We start from the raw sequence: 13686 nt of genomic DNA, 5'->3' as shown, positions 1-13686 counted from the left end.
TCTGTCGTTCTCGGGGTCGGCCCGGTCAAAGCGCTGCGGCCGGAGCCGCCGGGGTCGCCGTCGCGGCCGGGATGGTGGCCTTCAGGGCGTCGTCCGTCACGGCGGCGGTCGTACCGGCCGCGGCCGTGGTCGGCGGGACGGTGACGGCGGCCATGGCCGTGGTGACGACGCCCGCCTCCTCGGCGCCGGCCGGCTGCACGTCGTTGACGTTGTGGTGGTCGACGACCTGGCGGCGCGAGATGACCCAGATGGCGAAGCAGGACGCGACCAGGAAGACCGTGACGGCGGCGACGCCGACGTCACCGGTGCGCATGACCAGCTCGGCACCCGCGGCGACCAGGGCCGCGGCCGGCAGGGTCAGGCCCCAGGCGATGAACATGCGGGTGGCGGTGGACCAGCGGACCACGCCGCCCTTGCGTCCCAGGCCCGCACCCATGACGGCGCCGGAGCACGCGTGGGTGGTGGAGAGGGAGAAGCCGAGGGTGGAGGAGGCCAGGATGACGCTCGCGGCCGAGGTCTGGGCGGCGAAGCCCTGCTGCGGCTGCAGGTCGGTCAGGCCCTTGCCCATGGTGCGGATGATGCGCCAGCCGCCCAGGTAGGTGCCCATCGCGATGGCCAGACCGGCCGAGACGATGACCCAGACCGGCGGGTTGGAGCCCGGGGCCAGGGCGCCGCCGGCGACGAGCGCCAGGGTGATGATGCCCATCGTCTTCTGCGCGTCGTTGGTGCCGTGCGCGAGGGAGACGAGGCCGGCCGAGGCGATCTGACCGGAGCGGTACCCCTTGGTGGAGGTCTTCTCGCCGACCTTGTTGCCCAGCTTGTACGTGACCTTGGCGGCCAGCATCGCGGCCAGACCGGCCACGAGCGGGGCGGCGATCGCAGGGATCAGCACCTTGGTGACGACGACGCTGCCGTTGACGGCGCCCATGCCGGCGGAGGCGACCGCGGCACCGATCAGGCCGCCCATCAGGGCGTGCGAGGAGCTGGAGGGCAGTCCGACCAGCCAGGTGACGAGGTTCCAGAGGATCGCGCCGACCAGGGCGGCGAAGATCACCTCTGGCTGGATGCCTTCCTCGTTGACCAGGCCCTTGGAGATCGTCTTGGCGACCTCCACGGACATGAACGCGCCGACGAGGTTGAGCACGGCGGACATGGCCACCGCCGTCTTGGGCTTGAGGGCGCCGGTCGAGATGGTGGTGGCCATCGCGTTGGCCGTGTCGTGGAAACCGTTCGTGAAGTCGAACACGAGAGCGGTGATGATCACGATCCCGAGGAGAAGCGTTATGTGCTCCATTTACCCAGGCTTCTGTTTGACGTCAGTGGCTCGGCGACCGTAGGCAACCTGGATGAACGGAAGGTGAACTGGCACGGGCCGATCGGTGTACTCGCCTTCCATGGAATCAGGGTCATTGTCCCGATTCTGGCTTAGATCTGGCGATTAATGCACGTCAAAGCCGGGTGAATGAACCCCTCCGTGCGGGATCCCCGGCGCCTCGGGGCGACCTCCGGGGGTATCGAGTGAGACGGGGATCACCCCGCTCGGGCCCCGGCGCGGAGTGATCTCCTCCGGTGGCCCGCCGGAGCCCGCGCCCCGACACTGGAGCGGTGCGTACCGCCACGACGGCAGCGGCCGTCACCACCGCCCTCCTGGGTGCCGGCGCGGCCGCGGTCGCGGCAGGCCGGTACGCCGCCGACGCCGCCCTGCGGCCCGAGCCGGGCCGCCCCCTGCCCGGGGGACCCCGGCTCAGCGTCCACTCCGCGGCCGACGGCCGGATCGCCCTGACCCGCTGCCTGGGCTCCCTGCGCCCCGGCACCTACGGCCTGACCGCACCCGGGGTGCACGCCGTCGTGGGCCCCGTCCTCACCGACGCCCCGCACGGCCCCGACACCGTCGTGCGGCGCCTCCTCTCCGTCACCCACGGCACCCTCGGCCCCGGCACCCGGGTCACCCTCACCCCCCAGGTCCACCTCGGCAATCCGCGCACCGCCCTCGGGCTCGACCATGCCGACGTGGACGTCCCCGGGGAGCTGGGCGCCCTGCCCGCCTGGTTCGTGCCCGCAGCCCGGGACACCTGGGTCATCACCGTGCACGGGCTCGGCGCCAGCCGCGAGCACCCGATGGTGGTCATGCCCTTCCTGCACCGCCACCGGATGCCCGTCCTCGACCTCGCCTACCGGGGCGACCTCGGCGCCCCCGCCTCCCCGGACGGCCTCGGCCACCTCGGCGAGTCCGAGTGGCGGGATCTGGACGCCGCCATCCGCTACGCCCTGCGCTACGGGGCCCGGCGCGTGGTCCTGCACGGCTGGTCCACCGGAGCCACCATGGCCCTGTACGCCGCCGAACGCTCCGCGCTCGCCGGCAAGATCGCCGGACTGGTGCTGGACTCGCCCGTGCTCGACTGGCACGCCACCCTGCGCGGGCTCGCCGCGGCCCGCCGGACCCCGGCCGCGGTGCTGCCGCTCGCGGTCCGGGCCGCCGAGGGCCGGGCCGGACTGCGCGCCGACCGGCGGGCACCGGGCGCCGACCCGGGGGCCCTGCGCATGCCCGTACTGATCTTCCACGGACCGGACGACATGCTCTCCCCCTGGGAGCCCTCCCGCCGGCTCGCCGCCGCCCGCCCCGACCTCGTCACCCTGCACACCGTGCGCGAGGCCGGGCACGGCGCGATGTGGAACGCCGACCCGGCCGGGTACGAGGAAACCCTGCGCCGCTTCCTCACCCCGCTCATGTGAGAGGCCGTTGAGAGGCCGTTGAGAGGCCGTCACATGTGAAGGCCGTGTGCCGGACCGGCGTCGGGCGGGCGGCTTGTCCGGGTCTGTGACCTCGGCGGCCAGTGGAAGGGGCCGGTTCCGTTTGGGCTTTCGGCCAGTGACGGGCGAGACTGCTTCCGTGACGTCCCGAAAGCCTGATGAGCAGTTGGCTCGCGACTCCAGACTCCGCCTCGTCTCCCCGCGTTCCGTCGCCACGGCCCGCAAGGCAGTGACCGACCGGCGCACCCGGACGGCCCCGCGGCCTCCGGCGGGCACGCCCGCCACGGCCGACCTCGCGAACCGGGCCCGCGCCTCGCTCGCCGACGCCGTGCGCCTGACCCGCTGGGCCGAGCTCCACCTCGGCGCCGGAGACGGCGGCCGGCCCGCACCGACGGGCGCGCTGCCCGCCGAGGACGTCGAACGCGCCGCCGGGGAACTCCACCTGACGCACGGCCAGATCCGGGTCGGCTGGGACCGCGCCCGGCTCGCCGGACTCGTCGAGGTGCACGGCGGGCACGCCCGGCCCGGCTGGCGGCTGCGCGCCTGGGACCGCGACGACACCGCCGTACTGCGCGGCTGGGTCGCCCTCTTCGACGCCTGGTCGCTGGTCCACCCGGCCCCCGCCGACATCGCCCCCTCGGCCGTCGCCGAGGTCGTCGAGGCCATGCCCCAGCTGCTCTCCCTGCTGCAGTTGTCGGCCGGGCCCGTGACCGTCCCCGACCTCCTCGACCTGCTCGGCCAGCGGGTCACCGAACTGCGCGACGAGCGGTGCGAGATCCCCTACGACGCGGCCCCGCTGCCCGCGCTCGACGCGCCCCCCGTCCCGCTCGCCCGGCTGCTGCGCTGGGCCCTCGGCGGGCTCGCCGCCGTGGACGCCGTCACCCTCGGCCCCGCCCAGGCCGCCCTGACCCCGCTGGGCAGCTGGGCCGTCTGGGTCAAGCTGGAGCAGATCTGCGTCGCCGCGCAGAGCACCGCCGGGAACATCGAGCAGTCGGCCGCCGCCATGCTGCACGGCTGCGCCCGGCTCACCCCGGGCCCGGCCCGCGCCGAGTACCGGGCCTGGCTCGCCGCCCGGCCCGTCGGCCACGCGGTCAGCGAGCTGCTGCACGCCGCCCGGGGCGAGGACGCCCTGCTGCGCGGCCTGGCCTTCGAGGCCCTGCGCGTGGTCGGCGCCCCCGCCGAGCCCGAGGTGCGCGCCGCGGTGCGCGAGCCCGCACTGCGCCCGTACGCCCTGCTCTGGCTCGCCGAGCACGACGGGGTCGATCCCGACGAGGCCCAGGAGGTGCTCACCGCCGAGGAGCAGACCTGGCTCTGGGTGGACACCGCGGCCGCCATCGCCGACCACGGCGAGGCCGAGCTGCTGGCCCGTCACCTGGACTCGGCCGTGCGGACCACCGTCCCCCGGCTGCTGGACGAGGTCCGGGCGGTCGGCCACCCGCGCACCGTGCAGGTCCTGGTCGCACTGGCCGCGGCCCACCCCGACCCGGCCCTGGCCAAGGCCGTGCGCCGGGCCGCCTTCCAGGTGCACACCGGTGGCGTCTAGGGCGGTCCGCATGCGCGGAGACCGCCCGCCAGGACAGGGCCTCGGGCGGTACGGGAGCCCGTACGGACACCCGTGCGGGCTCCCGTCCCGCCGGACCGGATCGGACCGGGCTCGCGTCCTACACCTGCGGCGCGTACGTCCCGAAGCTCCAGATGTTGCCCTCGGCGTCCCGGGCCATGTAGTCCCGGGAGCCGTAGTCCTGGTCGGTGGGCTCCATCAGGATCTCCGCGCCGTGTTCCACGGCCCGCCGGTGATGGGCGTCCACGTCCTCCACGACGACGTACACCCCCGACGGGCCCGCGTCGCCCATGGCCTTGTCGAAGGCCCCGCCCTTGCCCTTGCTGCCCAGCATCACCATGCCGTTGCCGTAGGACAGCTCCGCATGCGCCACGGAGCCGTCCTCACCCTCGTAGACGGCGACCTGGCTGAAGCCGAAGGCCTCGGTCAGCAGCTTGATGGCCGCCTTCGCATCGCGGTAGACCAGCGTGGGACAGATGGACGGAACGCCTGCCATGACGATCACTCCCTCTCGTGACGGTGACCCACGTCACAGCATGGCAGGCGTCACCGACAGTCAGCGGAAGGTGTTGCACTGGGCCATGTCGCCGGTGCGGTAGCCCTGGTAGAACCACTGCTGGCGCTGCTCGGCCGACCCGTGCGTCCAGGACTCCGGGGTCACCCGGCCCTGGAACTTCTCCTGGATCCGGTCGTCACCGACCGCGGCCGCAGCGTCCAGCCCGTCCCTGATGTCCTGGTCGGTCAGGCTGGTGATCAGCGGCCTGCCCGTGGACTCGTCCGGGGTCCTCGTCGCGTTGTGCGCCCACACCCCGGCGTAGCAGTCGGCCTGGAGCTCGACCTTGACCGCGTTGCTGTTCGCGCCCTGCTGTCCGTCCTGGGCCCGCTGGAGCGTCCCCGTCAGGTTCTGGATGTGGTGCCCGTACTCGTGGGCGACGACGTACGCCTGGGCGAAGGGGCCGCCGCTCGCGCCGAACTGCGTCCGCAGGTCCTCGAAGAAGCCCAGGTCCAGATAGACCTGCCGGTCGGCGGGGCAGTAGAAGGGGCCCACCGCCGCGGTGGCCGCGCCGCAGGCAGTGTTCACCCGGCCGGTGAAGAAGACCGTCGACGCCGGGGAGTACTTGCCCGCGCGCCGGGTGAACTCCTGGTTCCAGAAGTCCTGGGTGCTGTTGACCACCGCGACGAGCCGGCAGTCTTCCCGGGTGTTCGCGTCCTGCCCGGTCCGGCACGACTGCTGCACCTGGTTGACGGAGGAGGAGGACGGGGCCGGCTCCTGGTCCCCGGAGGACAGGCCCAGCTGCTCCGGCCCCACACCGAAGAGCAGCCCCATGACCAGCGCGATGAAGCCGATGATGCCGCCGCCGATCGTGGCCCTCCCGCCCGGGATCCGACTCCCGCGCACGTCCTTGACCTCGGACGTGTCCAGATTGGCGTTGTCGTCGAACTGCATCCCGCACCGCCCTCCGTTCGTGAGGCCAGGGAGGCCACCGTCCCTGCGGTGAGTATCAACCCATTCATCCCGGTACGCCCCCTGACCTGCGGGTGCGGCCGCTGGGCCGAACGGGGGACGCGGGGGAGGGGGTCCCGGCCCCCGGGCGGCCCGGGAAGTAGTTGCGCACCCCCGGTAGAATGTCTGTCATGGCAAATCTCCTCGCGGATTAGCGGCGTCGAAGCTCGCGTCCTGCCCCCCTTCCGCCGTACCCACCGCCCTGGAGTATTTCCGTGATCACCGCCACCGGCGTCGAGCTGCGCGCCGGCGCCCGCGTCCTCATCGAGTCCGCCTCCTTCCGCGTCGCCAAGGGCGACCGCATCGGCCTGGTCGGCCGCAACGGAGCCGGCAAGACCACCCTCACCAAGTGCCTCGCCGGCGAGGGCCAGCCCGCCGCAGGCTCCATCGCCCGCTCGGGCGAGGTCGGCTACCTCCCGCAGGACCCGCGCACCGGCGACCTCGACGTCCTGGCCCGCGACCGGATCCTGTCCGCCCGCGGCCTGGACGTCCTGCTCAAGAAGATGCGGATGAACGAGGAGCGCATCTCCACCGGCTCCGGAGCCACCCGCGAGAAGGCGCTGCGCCAGTACGAGCGCCAGGAGACCGAGTTCCTGACCAAGGGCGGGTACGCCGCCGAGTCCGAGGCCGCCACCATCTCGGCCGCCCTCGGCCTGCCCGACCGGGTGCTCGGCCAGCCGCTGCACACCCTCTCCGGTGGTCAGCGCCGCCGCGTCGAGCTCGCCCGGATCCTCTTCTCGGACGCCGACACCCTGCTCCTCGACGAGCCCACCAACCACCTCGACGCCGACTCGATCGTCTGGCTGCGCGACTACCTGAAGAACTACCGCGGCGGCTTCATCGTGATCTCCCACGACGTCGACCTCGTCGAGACCGTCGTGAACAAGGTGTTCTACCTGGACGCCAACCGCGCCCAGATCGACGTCTACAACATGGGCTGGAAGCTCTACCAGCAGCAGCGCGAGGCCGACGAGAAGCGCCGCAAGCGCGAGCGCCAGAACGCGGAGAAGAAGGCCGCGGCCCTGAACTCGCAGGCCGACAAGATGCGCGCCAAGGCGACCAAGACCGTCGCCGCGCAGAACATGGCCAAGCGCGCCGACCGGCTGCTCGCCGGCCTGGACGCCGTCCGCGTCTCCGACAAGGTCGCCAAGCTGCGCTTCCCGGACCCGGCGCCCTGCGGCAAGACCCCGCTGACCGCCGAGGGCCTGTCGAAGTCCTACGGCTCGCTGGAGATCTTCACCGACGTCGACCTGGCCATCGACAAGGGCTCCCGCGTCGTCATCCTCGGCCTCAACGGCGCCGGCAAGACCACCCTGCTCCGGCTGCTCTCGGGTACCGAGAAGCCGGACACCGGCACGGTCGTCCCCGGCCACGGCCTCAAGCTCGGGTACTACGCCCAGGAGCACGAGACCCTGGACCCGGAGCGCACGGTCCTGGAGAACATGCGCTCCTCCGCGCCCGACCTGGACCTGGTCGCCGTACGCAAGACCCTCGGCTCCTTCCTGTTCTCCGGGGACGACGTGGACAAGCCCGCCGGGGTGCTCTCGGGCGGCGAGAAGACCCGGCTGGCCCTGGCCACGCTGGTCGTCTCCTCGGCGAACGTGCTGCTGCTCGACGAGCCCACGAACAACCTCGACCCGGCCAGCCGCGAGGAGATCCTGGGCGCGCTGCGCACGTACAAGGGCGCCGTCATCCTCGTCACGCACGACGAGGGCGCGGTGGAGGCCCTGGAGCCCGAGCGGATCATCCTGCTGCCGGACGGCGTGGAGGACCTCTGGGGCCCGGACTACCGGGACCTCGTCGCGCTCGCCTGACCCGTCACGGCGGAGTGATCCAGTTCCTTATGGATCATTCGGCTCAGACGTGATCCATCATCTGAGTGAGACGGTCTCGTACCGTTGCACGCTGTACGACGGCCCCGGCCGCGCCCGCGAGGGCGCGCGACCGGGGCTCGTCCGTATCCGGCGTCCGGCCCCTGACCTGGCGATTCACGGTGGAGGCGGAGAAGTGTGACGGAGGTCATGCAGCGGAAGAGAAGATTCCGTTCTGCTCTCGCGTCCACCGGTCGGGAAATGCGGTTGCACCGACCTTGCTGAATGGGTGGCCAGGAAGCGTGGGAGGGGTGATCATGAGAAGTCCAGAGCGCACTTCCCATGAGGAGGCACGGGTGGCCGAGACTCTGAAGAAGGGCAGCCGGGTAACCGGCGCCGCGCGCGACAAGCTCGCGGCAGACCTGAAGAAGAAGTACGACTCCGGTGCGAGTATCCGGGCGCTGGCCGAAGAGACCGGCCGGTCCTACGGATTCGTCCACCGGATGCTCAGTGAGTCCGGGGTTTCGCTGCGCGGCCGCGGTGGCGCGACGCGCGGCAAGAAGGCGGCTACGGCCTGACCCTGGTCCAACCGTTCCAATGGCTTCACCTGTCCCAACGGTTCCTTCGGTGACCCCCGGTCGGCTATGCGGTCGGCTGGGTGGTTACTGTGCAGTCACTTAGGCCGAGTCCGCGGCCGACTGCACACCGGAGGCATACAGATGGCTCTGCTCGACAAGGACGGCGTACGGCTCACCGTCGACGACACGCTCGCCACGGTGACACTGACCAATCCGGCCAAGCGAAACGCTCAATCCCCTGCGCTCTGGCGGGCTTTGGCGGAGGCCGGAAGGTTGTTGCCGGGCACCGTCCGGGTCGTCGTGCTGCGCGGCGAGGGCAAATCCTTCTCCGCGGGGCTGGACCGGCAGGCATTCACCCCCGAAGGTTTCGAGGGCGAGCCGTCCTTCCTCGACCTGGCACGCGGTTCGGACGAGCTGCTCGACTCCACCATCGCCGAATACCAGGAGGCATTCACCTGGTGGCGGCGCAATGACATCGTCTCCGTCGCCGCCGTGCAGGGGCACGCCATCGGGGCCGGTTTCCAGCTCGCGCTCGCCTGCGACCTGCGCGTGGTCGCGGACGACGTGCAGTTCGCCATGCGCGAGACCAGCCTGGGCCTGGTCCCCGACCTGACCGGCACCCAGCCCCTGACCTCCCTGGTCGGCTACGCCCGCGCCCTGGAGATCTGCGCCACGGGCCGCTTCGTGCACGCCGAGGAGGCGGAGCGCGTCGGCCTCGCCAACCTCGTGGTCCCGGTGGACGAGCTCGACGCCGCCGTCCAGGACCTCACCACCGCCCTGCTCGCCCCGGCGCGCGAGGCCGTCACCGAGACCAAGGCACTGCTGCGGGCTGCGCAGTCGCGCCCGTACGACGAGCAGCGCGCCGCCGAGCGCGCTGCCCAGGCCCGCCGCCTGCGCGACCTGGCGGGCCTCTCCGACTGACCTGCGGCTTCGCCTTCCTGGGGCTCCGCCCCGCACCCCGCGCCTCGAACGCCGGCGGGGCCGGATTTTGGCTGATGCCGTCCGCCCGGAGGGGCTGAAATTGCCCGCAGGGCAATTTCAGCCCCTCCGGCGTTCGAGGCGCGGGATGCGGGGCGGAGCCCGAAATCCTGAGTCGTGGGTTCCGGCCGACCGGCGTAGTCCCGGGGCGGCGGCGGCCTCGCGCGCTTACGGTGGTGCGGAGTGAGTCCGCACGCGCGAAGGGGAGCAGGCAATGACCGAATCCGCATCGGGCAGCCCCGGCAAGGCCCCCGCCGACCGGGGCCGTACGACCATCGCCGACGGGGTGGTCGAGAAGATCGCCGGGCTGGCCGCCCGAGAGGTCGTGGGCGTGCACGCCATGGGCAGCGGCAGCGCCCTCTCCCGTACCTTCGGAGCCGTCCGCGACCGGGTCCCGGGGTCCCAGCGGCCCTCGGTCAGCCGCGGGGTCAAGGCCGAGGTCGGCGAGGTCCAGACCGCCCTCGACCTGGAGATCGTCGTCGACTACGGCGTGTCGATCCGCGAGGTCGCCGGGGCGGTCCGTGAGAACGTCATCTCGGCCGTGGAGCGGATGACCGGCCTGGAGGTCGTCGAGGTCAACATCGCGGTCAGCGACGTGAAGCTGCCCGACGAGGAGGACGAGGAGCCGGAGTCCCGGCTCCAGTGACGGGAGGAGCCCGGATGAGCATGGCGGTCGTCGGCCTGTTGGCCGGCATGGCACTGGGGTTCGCCGGGTACTTCGGCGGCTTCGGGGCCTTCCTGCTGGTGGCGGCGCTCGGCGCCGTCGGCTTCGTCGTCGGCCGGCTGCTCGACGGGGACCTGGAGCTGGGCGATCTGCTGCGGCCCCGTGACCGGGGCGACCGCGGCGACCGCGGCGACCGGCGCCGGTGAGGCCCCGATGAGCACCCCGCGGGCCACACCGCCCAAGGTGCCCGCCGCCGACCGGGGGGCCACCCGCATCGCCGACCGGGTCGTCGCCAAGATCGCGGCCCAGGCCGCCCGGGAGGCGCTCACCACCGAGACGGGCGGGATCCCGCACGCCACCGTCACCGTGCACCACGACATCGCACGGGTACGGATCAGCCTGGAGCTCGCCTACCCCTCCGACCTCGCCGCCCAGTGCGCCGCCGTACGCCGCCAGGTCGCGCTGCGGATCGAGGAGTGCGCGGCCATGCAGGTGCCCGAGGTGGACATCGACATCGAGCACCTGCATTCCGGGCCCGCGCGGCCCGCCGCCGGCCGGGACCGGCGGCTGCGGTGACGGACCACGGCTCCCCGACGCCCCCGGCCCGGCCGGTGCACCGGTTCCGGTCCGCCCGGCGGATCCCGGCCGCGCTCACCGCCCTCCTCCTGCTGGCCGCGGCGGGGCTCTTCCTCTACGACCTGGCCGCCGTACGGGCCGACCGCCCCGGCATGGGCTGGCGCCGCGAACTCGCCCGGCAGCTGGACCGGCAGACCCCCGCCGACCTGCCGGTGCTGATCGGCGGCGGGCTCCTCGCCGCGGCCGGGGCGGTGCTCCTGCTGCTGGCCCTCGCCCCGGGGCTCCGCGGCATCCTGCCCATGCGGACCCCGGACGAGGGCACGGACCTGCGGGCCGGGCTCGGGCGCAAGGCCGCCGCGCAGGTGCTGCGGGACCGGGCCATGGAGGTGTCGGGGGTGCGGACGGTGCGGGTCACCGTGGGCCGGGCCCGCATCGCGGTGCGGGCCACTTCGCACTTCCGCGAGCTGGACGACGTACGGGCCGACCTGGACGCGGTGCTCGCGGTCGGCATCGAGGAACTGGGCCTCGCCCACCCGCCGCGGCCACGCGTACGGGTCAGCCGGGCCGCCGACGCGAAGGGATGACGCGGTGACGGGAACGCTCGGAGCGGTGAACCGGATCCTGCTGGCGCTGGCCGGACTGGTCCTGCTGGCGGCCGGGCTCTCGGTGCTCACGGCCTCGTGGCCGCTCGGCGGCCGGCACGAGCCGCTGCTGACGGCACAGGCCCGGACCCGGTACTGGCACGCCGACGGCTGGGCGTGGTGGGCCCTGTTCGCCGGGCTCGTCCTGTGCGTACTGCTGGCCCTGTGGTGGCTGCTGTCCCAGCTGAGGCGGCCGAGGCTGGCCGCGGTGATCGTGGACACCGGGGACGGCGCCTTCGCCCTGCTGCGCGGCCGGGCGCTGGAGGAGGCGGTGGCCGCGGAGGCCAGCGCCCTGGACGGGGTGGCCGGCTGCCGGGTCGCGCTGCGCGGGAAGCGGGGCGCGCCCGCGCTGCGGATCGCGCTGGAGCTGGAACCGTACGCCGTGCCGGCCGACGCCCTGGCCGGGCTGGCGGGCCCGGTGCTGACCCACGCCCGCAGCTCGGCGGGCCTCCCCGGACTGCCCACGGAGGCCCGCCTGCGGGTCACTTCCCACCGCGCGCAGCGGGTGACCTAGCGCCGTGGGCGCCGGATCAGAAGCCGTGGCGGAAGCCGCCGTCGACCGGGAGCATGACGCCCGTCAGGTACGAGGCGGCCGGCGAGAGCAAGAAGGCCGCCGTGCGGCCGAACTCCTCCGGCTTGCCGTAGCGCCGCAGCGGGATGCGGGACTCGTTCGCGGCACGGGCGGCGTCCGTGTCGCCGGACAGTGCGTCGAGCTCGCGGACGCGGTCGGTGTCGATGCGGGCCGGCAGCAGGCCCACGACCCGGATCCCGCGCGGGCCGAGGTCCACCGAGAGGGACTTCGCGAAGCCCGCCAGGCCCGGGCGCAGGCCGTTGGAGACGGTCAGGCCCGGAATCGGCTCGTGGACCGAGCCCGAGAGGACGAAGCCGATGACCCCGCCCTCGCCCAGTTCGGCGGCGGCCGCACGGGCGAGCCGGACCGCGCCCAGGAAGACGGCCTCGAAGGCCGCTGTCCACTGCTCGTCGGTGTTGTCGGCCGCGGAGCCCGGCGGCGGGCCGCCGACACTGATGAGGATGCCGTCCAGGCGCCCGAACCGTTCGCGGGCCGTCGCGACGAGCTGCCCGGCCGCGGCCGGATCGGCGTTGTCGGCGGCCACTCCCACCGCGTGGGGGCCGAGGGCGGCGGCGGCTTCGGCCGCGCGCTTCCCGTCGCGGCCCGTCACGACGACCTTCGCGCCGTCGGCGGTCAGTTCACGGGCGGCGGCGAAGCCGAGGCCGCGCGTGGCCCCGGTGACGATGTAGACGCGGTCCTTCAGTCCAAGATCCATGCCGACACGTTACGCCGCCGTCGCGGGCTCGCGTCCGGCGGCTTCGGCCGCCGCCTCCTCGCGGTCGCGCTTCTCCCTGCGCACGAGGACGATCCAGCCCACCGGCACCGCGGACGCGAACAGCCACCACTGGACGGCGTAAGCCATGTGGGCGCCGATCGAGTCGTGGTCGGGCTCGGGGATCGGCTCGGGGCCGCCCTCCGACGGGGCCGGAGCGGTGAGTTCCAGGTAACCGCCGAGGACGGTCCGGCCCAGGGACTCCGTCTGCTGACCGCTGTTGATCAGCATCACCTGGCGGTCCGGCAGGCCCTTGCGGTCCTTGATGCCGCTGCCGCCGCTGGTCTCGTCGGCCTTCAGCCGCCCGGTGACCGTGACCTCGCCCGAGGGGGCGGCCGGCACCGGCGGGTACGCGCGGGGGTCGTCGCCGCCCGGCACCCAGCCGCGGTTGACGAGCAGCGCCCGGCCGTCGGCGAGTACGAGCGGGGTCACGACGTGGAAGCCGACCTTGTCGTCGCCCGAGGTCCGCATCCGCACGACCACCTCGTGCGCGGAGTCGTAGGTGCCGGTCGCGGTGACGGCGCGCCAGTAATCGGCGCGCGGGACCCGGTGGCCGGGGGAGGTGACCTCGGTGACGGGGACGGGCTTCGCCCGCAGGTTCGTGTCGATCAGCTCGTTCTGCGCGACCCGGTGCTCGTGGCGGTGGAACTGCCAGAACCCGAGCTTGATCATCGCGGGGATGAGGGCGAGGGCGACGAGGGTGAGGCACACCCACTGCCGGGTCAGCACAAAGCGGTACACGCCCACGACGGTACCCCCAGCGGAGTCGACCCCGGCGGCCGGGTGGCCGTCCGGGGTCGTGGTGGGTACGGGGCGCCCGCGCGGGACGCCGTGCGCCGGGGGAGGACCGGCCGCGGTCAGACGTGGTCCTTGATGCCCACCTTCCCCTCCGCCCGGGCGCAGTGCGCCCCGCAGAACCACTGCCCCTCGACTTCGACGCCCTGTCCGATGATCTGGACCCGGCAGTGCTCGCAGATGGGCGCCATGCGGTGGATGGCGCAGGAGAAGCAGTCGAAGACGTGCACGGCGCCCTGCGCGTGCACCTCGAAGGACATGCCGTAATCGTTTCCGCAGACCTCACAACGTGCCATGCGCCGCATGCTGCGCACCGCGGCGGACCGGAACAAGATCCAGCGGGGTGAGTCGCCGCGCCTGCACCCGGGCGGCGCAACGCGCACCCCGGCCTAGGGGGTGTCCGGTGGATCAGGGCCGGGCCCGGGTCGGCTGGCACCGCGGCTTGCCGCGTTGTCGTCGGTCGCCGACGCTCCGCGTCGACTCC

16 protein-coding genes are annotated in these 13686 nt (G+C 73.2%); 10 read left to right on the top strand and 6 right to left on the bottom strand.

Annotated elements, in window-relative coordinates; genetic code table 11:
- Positions 1–25: 25 nt before the first annotated feature.
- Positions 26–1294, bottom strand: a complete 1269-nt coding sequence (locus AB0D94_RS12725; protein WP_362050001.1) for an inorganic phosphate transporter — start codon at positions 1292–1294, stop codon at positions 26–28.
- A gap of 311 nt (positions 1295–1605) precedes the next feature.
- Between AB0D94_RS12725 and AB0D94_RS12720 the strand changes: the two genes are divergently transcribed.
- A complete protein-coding gene (locus AB0D94_RS12720; protein WP_362049998.1) occupies positions 1606–2733 on the top strand; it encodes an alpha/beta fold hydrolase in 1128 nt (375 codons plus the stop codon).
- Between the two features lie 247 nt (positions 2734–2980).
- Positions 2981–4294, top strand: a complete 1314-nt coding sequence (locus AB0D94_RS12715; protein WP_362050340.1) for a hypothetical protein — start codon at positions 2981–2983, stop codon at positions 4292–4294.
- A gap of 118 nt (positions 4295–4412) precedes the next feature.
- Here the strand turns inward: AB0D94_RS12715 and AB0D94_RS12710 are convergent, their stop codons facing one another.
- Entirely contained in the window at positions 4413–4808 is a 396-nt protein-coding gene (locus AB0D94_RS12710; RefSeq protein ID WP_362049995.1) for a VOC family protein, read from the bottom strand.
- A 60-nt stretch (positions 4809–4868) separates the two neighbouring features.
- Positions 4869–5759 (bottom strand): neutral zinc metallopeptidase, encoded by an 891-nt coding sequence (locus tag AB0D94_RS12705; RefSeq protein WP_362049992.1) that lies wholly within the window; start codon positions 5757–5759, stop codon positions 4869–4871.
- 272 nt (positions 5760–6031) lie between these two features.
- On the opposite strand from AB0D94_RS12705, the gene AB0D94_RS12700 reads away from it, so the two are divergent.
- The 8 genes from AB0D94_RS12700 to amaP all read left to right on the top strand — a co-directional run bounded on the left by AB0D94_RS12700 (position 6032) and on the right by amaP (position 11578).
- On the top strand, positions 6032–7630 hold the full coding sequence (locus AB0D94_RS12700; protein WP_362049989.1) for an ABC-F family ATP-binding cassette domain-containing protein: 1599 nt from the start codon (positions 6032–6034) through the stop codon (positions 7628–7630).
- Between the two features lie 353 nt (positions 7631–7983).
- Positions 7984–8205, top strand: coding sequence for a helix-turn-helix domain-containing protein (locus AB0D94_RS12695; RefSeq protein ID WP_030010789.1), 222 nt, complete (start codon positions 7984–7986; stop codon positions 8203–8205).
- Between the two features lie 141 nt (positions 8206–8346).
- Positions 8347–9126 carry an enoyl-CoA hydratase/isomerase family protein gene (locus AB0D94_RS12690; protein WP_362049984.1) on the top strand — a complete coding sequence of 260 codons (780 nt, stop codon included), beginning with the start codon at positions 8347–8349 and terminating at the stop codon, positions 9124–9126.
- A 271-nt stretch (positions 9127–9397) separates the two neighbouring features.
- Complete coding sequence (locus tag AB0D94_RS12685; RefSeq protein WP_362049981.1) at positions 9398–9829, top strand: Asp23/Gls24 family envelope stress response protein; 432 nt, start codon at positions 9398–9400, stop codon at positions 9827–9829.
- Positions 9830–9843: 14 nt separating this feature from the next.
- Complete coding sequence (locus AB0D94_RS12680; RefSeq protein WP_362049978.1) at positions 9844–10053, top strand: hypothetical protein; 210 nt, start codon at positions 9844–9846, stop codon at positions 10051–10053.
- A 7-nt stretch (positions 10054–10060) separates the two neighbouring features.
- A complete protein-coding gene (locus AB0D94_RS12675; RefSeq protein ID WP_362049975.1) occupies positions 10061–10423 on the top strand; it encodes a hypothetical protein in 363 nt (120 codons plus the stop codon).
- Positions 10420–11007, top strand: a complete 588-nt coding sequence (locus AB0D94_RS12670) for a DUF6286 domain-containing protein (protein ID WP_362049972.1) — start codon at positions 10420–10422, stop codon at positions 11005–11007. Before AB0D94_RS12675 ends, AB0D94_RS12670 begins: the two co-directional genes overlap by 4 nt.
- Before the next feature lie 4 nt (positions 11008–11011).
- Complete coding sequence (gene amaP / locus AB0D94_RS12665; protein WP_362049969.1) at positions 11012–11578, top strand: alkaline shock response membrane anchor protein AmaP; 567 nt, start codon at positions 11012–11014, stop codon at positions 11576–11578.
- Between the two features lie 16 nt (positions 11579–11594).
- Here the strand turns inward: amaP and AB0D94_RS12660 are convergent, their stop codons facing one another.
- From AB0D94_RS12660 to AB0D94_RS12650, 3 genes are all read right to left on the bottom strand, one after another.
- A complete protein-coding gene (locus AB0D94_RS12660; RefSeq protein WP_362049966.1) occupies positions 11595–12350 on the bottom strand; it encodes an SDR family oxidoreductase in 756 nt (251 codons plus the stop codon).
- A 9-nt stretch (positions 12351–12359) separates the two neighbouring features.
- Positions 12360–13148 (bottom strand): SURF1 family protein, encoded by a 789-nt coding sequence (locus AB0D94_RS12655; protein WP_362049963.1) that lies wholly within the window; start codon positions 13146–13148, stop codon positions 12360–12362.
- A 116-nt stretch (positions 13149–13264) separates the two neighbouring features.
- On the bottom strand, positions 13265–13498 hold the full coding sequence (locus tag AB0D94_RS12650; RefSeq protein WP_078904345.1) for a hypothetical protein: 234 nt from the start codon (positions 13496–13498) through the stop codon (positions 13265–13267).
- Positions 13499–13686: the final 188 nt, after the last annotated feature.

The sequence above is a fragment of the Streptomyces sp. NPDC048255 genome (assembly GCF_040652415.1).
Taxonomy (GTDB): domain Bacteria; phylum Actinomycetota; class Actinomycetes; order Streptomycetales; family Streptomycetaceae; genus Streptomyces.
Note: the sequence above shows the minus strand (reverse complement) of the source record. Positions and strands in the feature narration are given on the sequence as shown.

Bases quoted from the DNA above. Each gene is read 5' to 3' on its own strand.
- AB0D94_RS12725 (WP_362050001.1), bottom strand. From the start codon at position 1,294: ATGGAGCACATAACGCTTCTCCTCGGGATCGTGATCATCACCGCTCTC.
- AB0D94_RS12710 (WP_362049995.1), bottom strand. From the start codon at position 4,808: ATGGCAGGCGTTCCGTCCATCTGTCCCACGCTGGTCTACCGCGATGCG.
- AB0D94_RS12705 (WP_362049992.1), bottom strand. From the start codon at position 5,759: ATGCAGTTCGACGACAACGCCAATCTGGACACGTCCGAGGTCAAGGAC.
- AB0D94_RS12690 (WP_362049984.1), top strand. From the start codon at position 8,347: ATGGCTCTGCTCGACAAGGACGGCGTACGGCTCACCGTCGACGACACG.
- AB0D94_RS12685 (WP_362049981.1), top strand. From the start codon at position 9,398: ATGACCGAATCCGCATCGGGCAGCCCCGGCAAGGCCCCCGCCGACCGG.
- AB0D94_RS12680 (WP_362049978.1), top strand. From the start codon at position 9,844: ATGAGCATGGCGGTCGTCGGCCTGTTGGCCGGCATGGCACTGGGGTTC.
- AB0D94_RS12675 (WP_362049975.1), top strand. From the start codon at position 10,061: ATGAGCACCCCGCGGGCCACACCGCCCAAGGTGCCCGCCGCCGACCGG.
- AB0D94_RS12660 (WP_362049966.1), bottom strand. From the start codon at position 12,350: ATGGATCTTGGACTGAAGGACCGCGTCTACATCGTCACCGGGGCCACG.
- AB0D94_RS12650 (WP_078904345.1), bottom strand. From the start codon at position 13,498: ATGGCACGTTGTGAGGTCTGCGGAAACGATTACGGCATGTCCTTCGAG.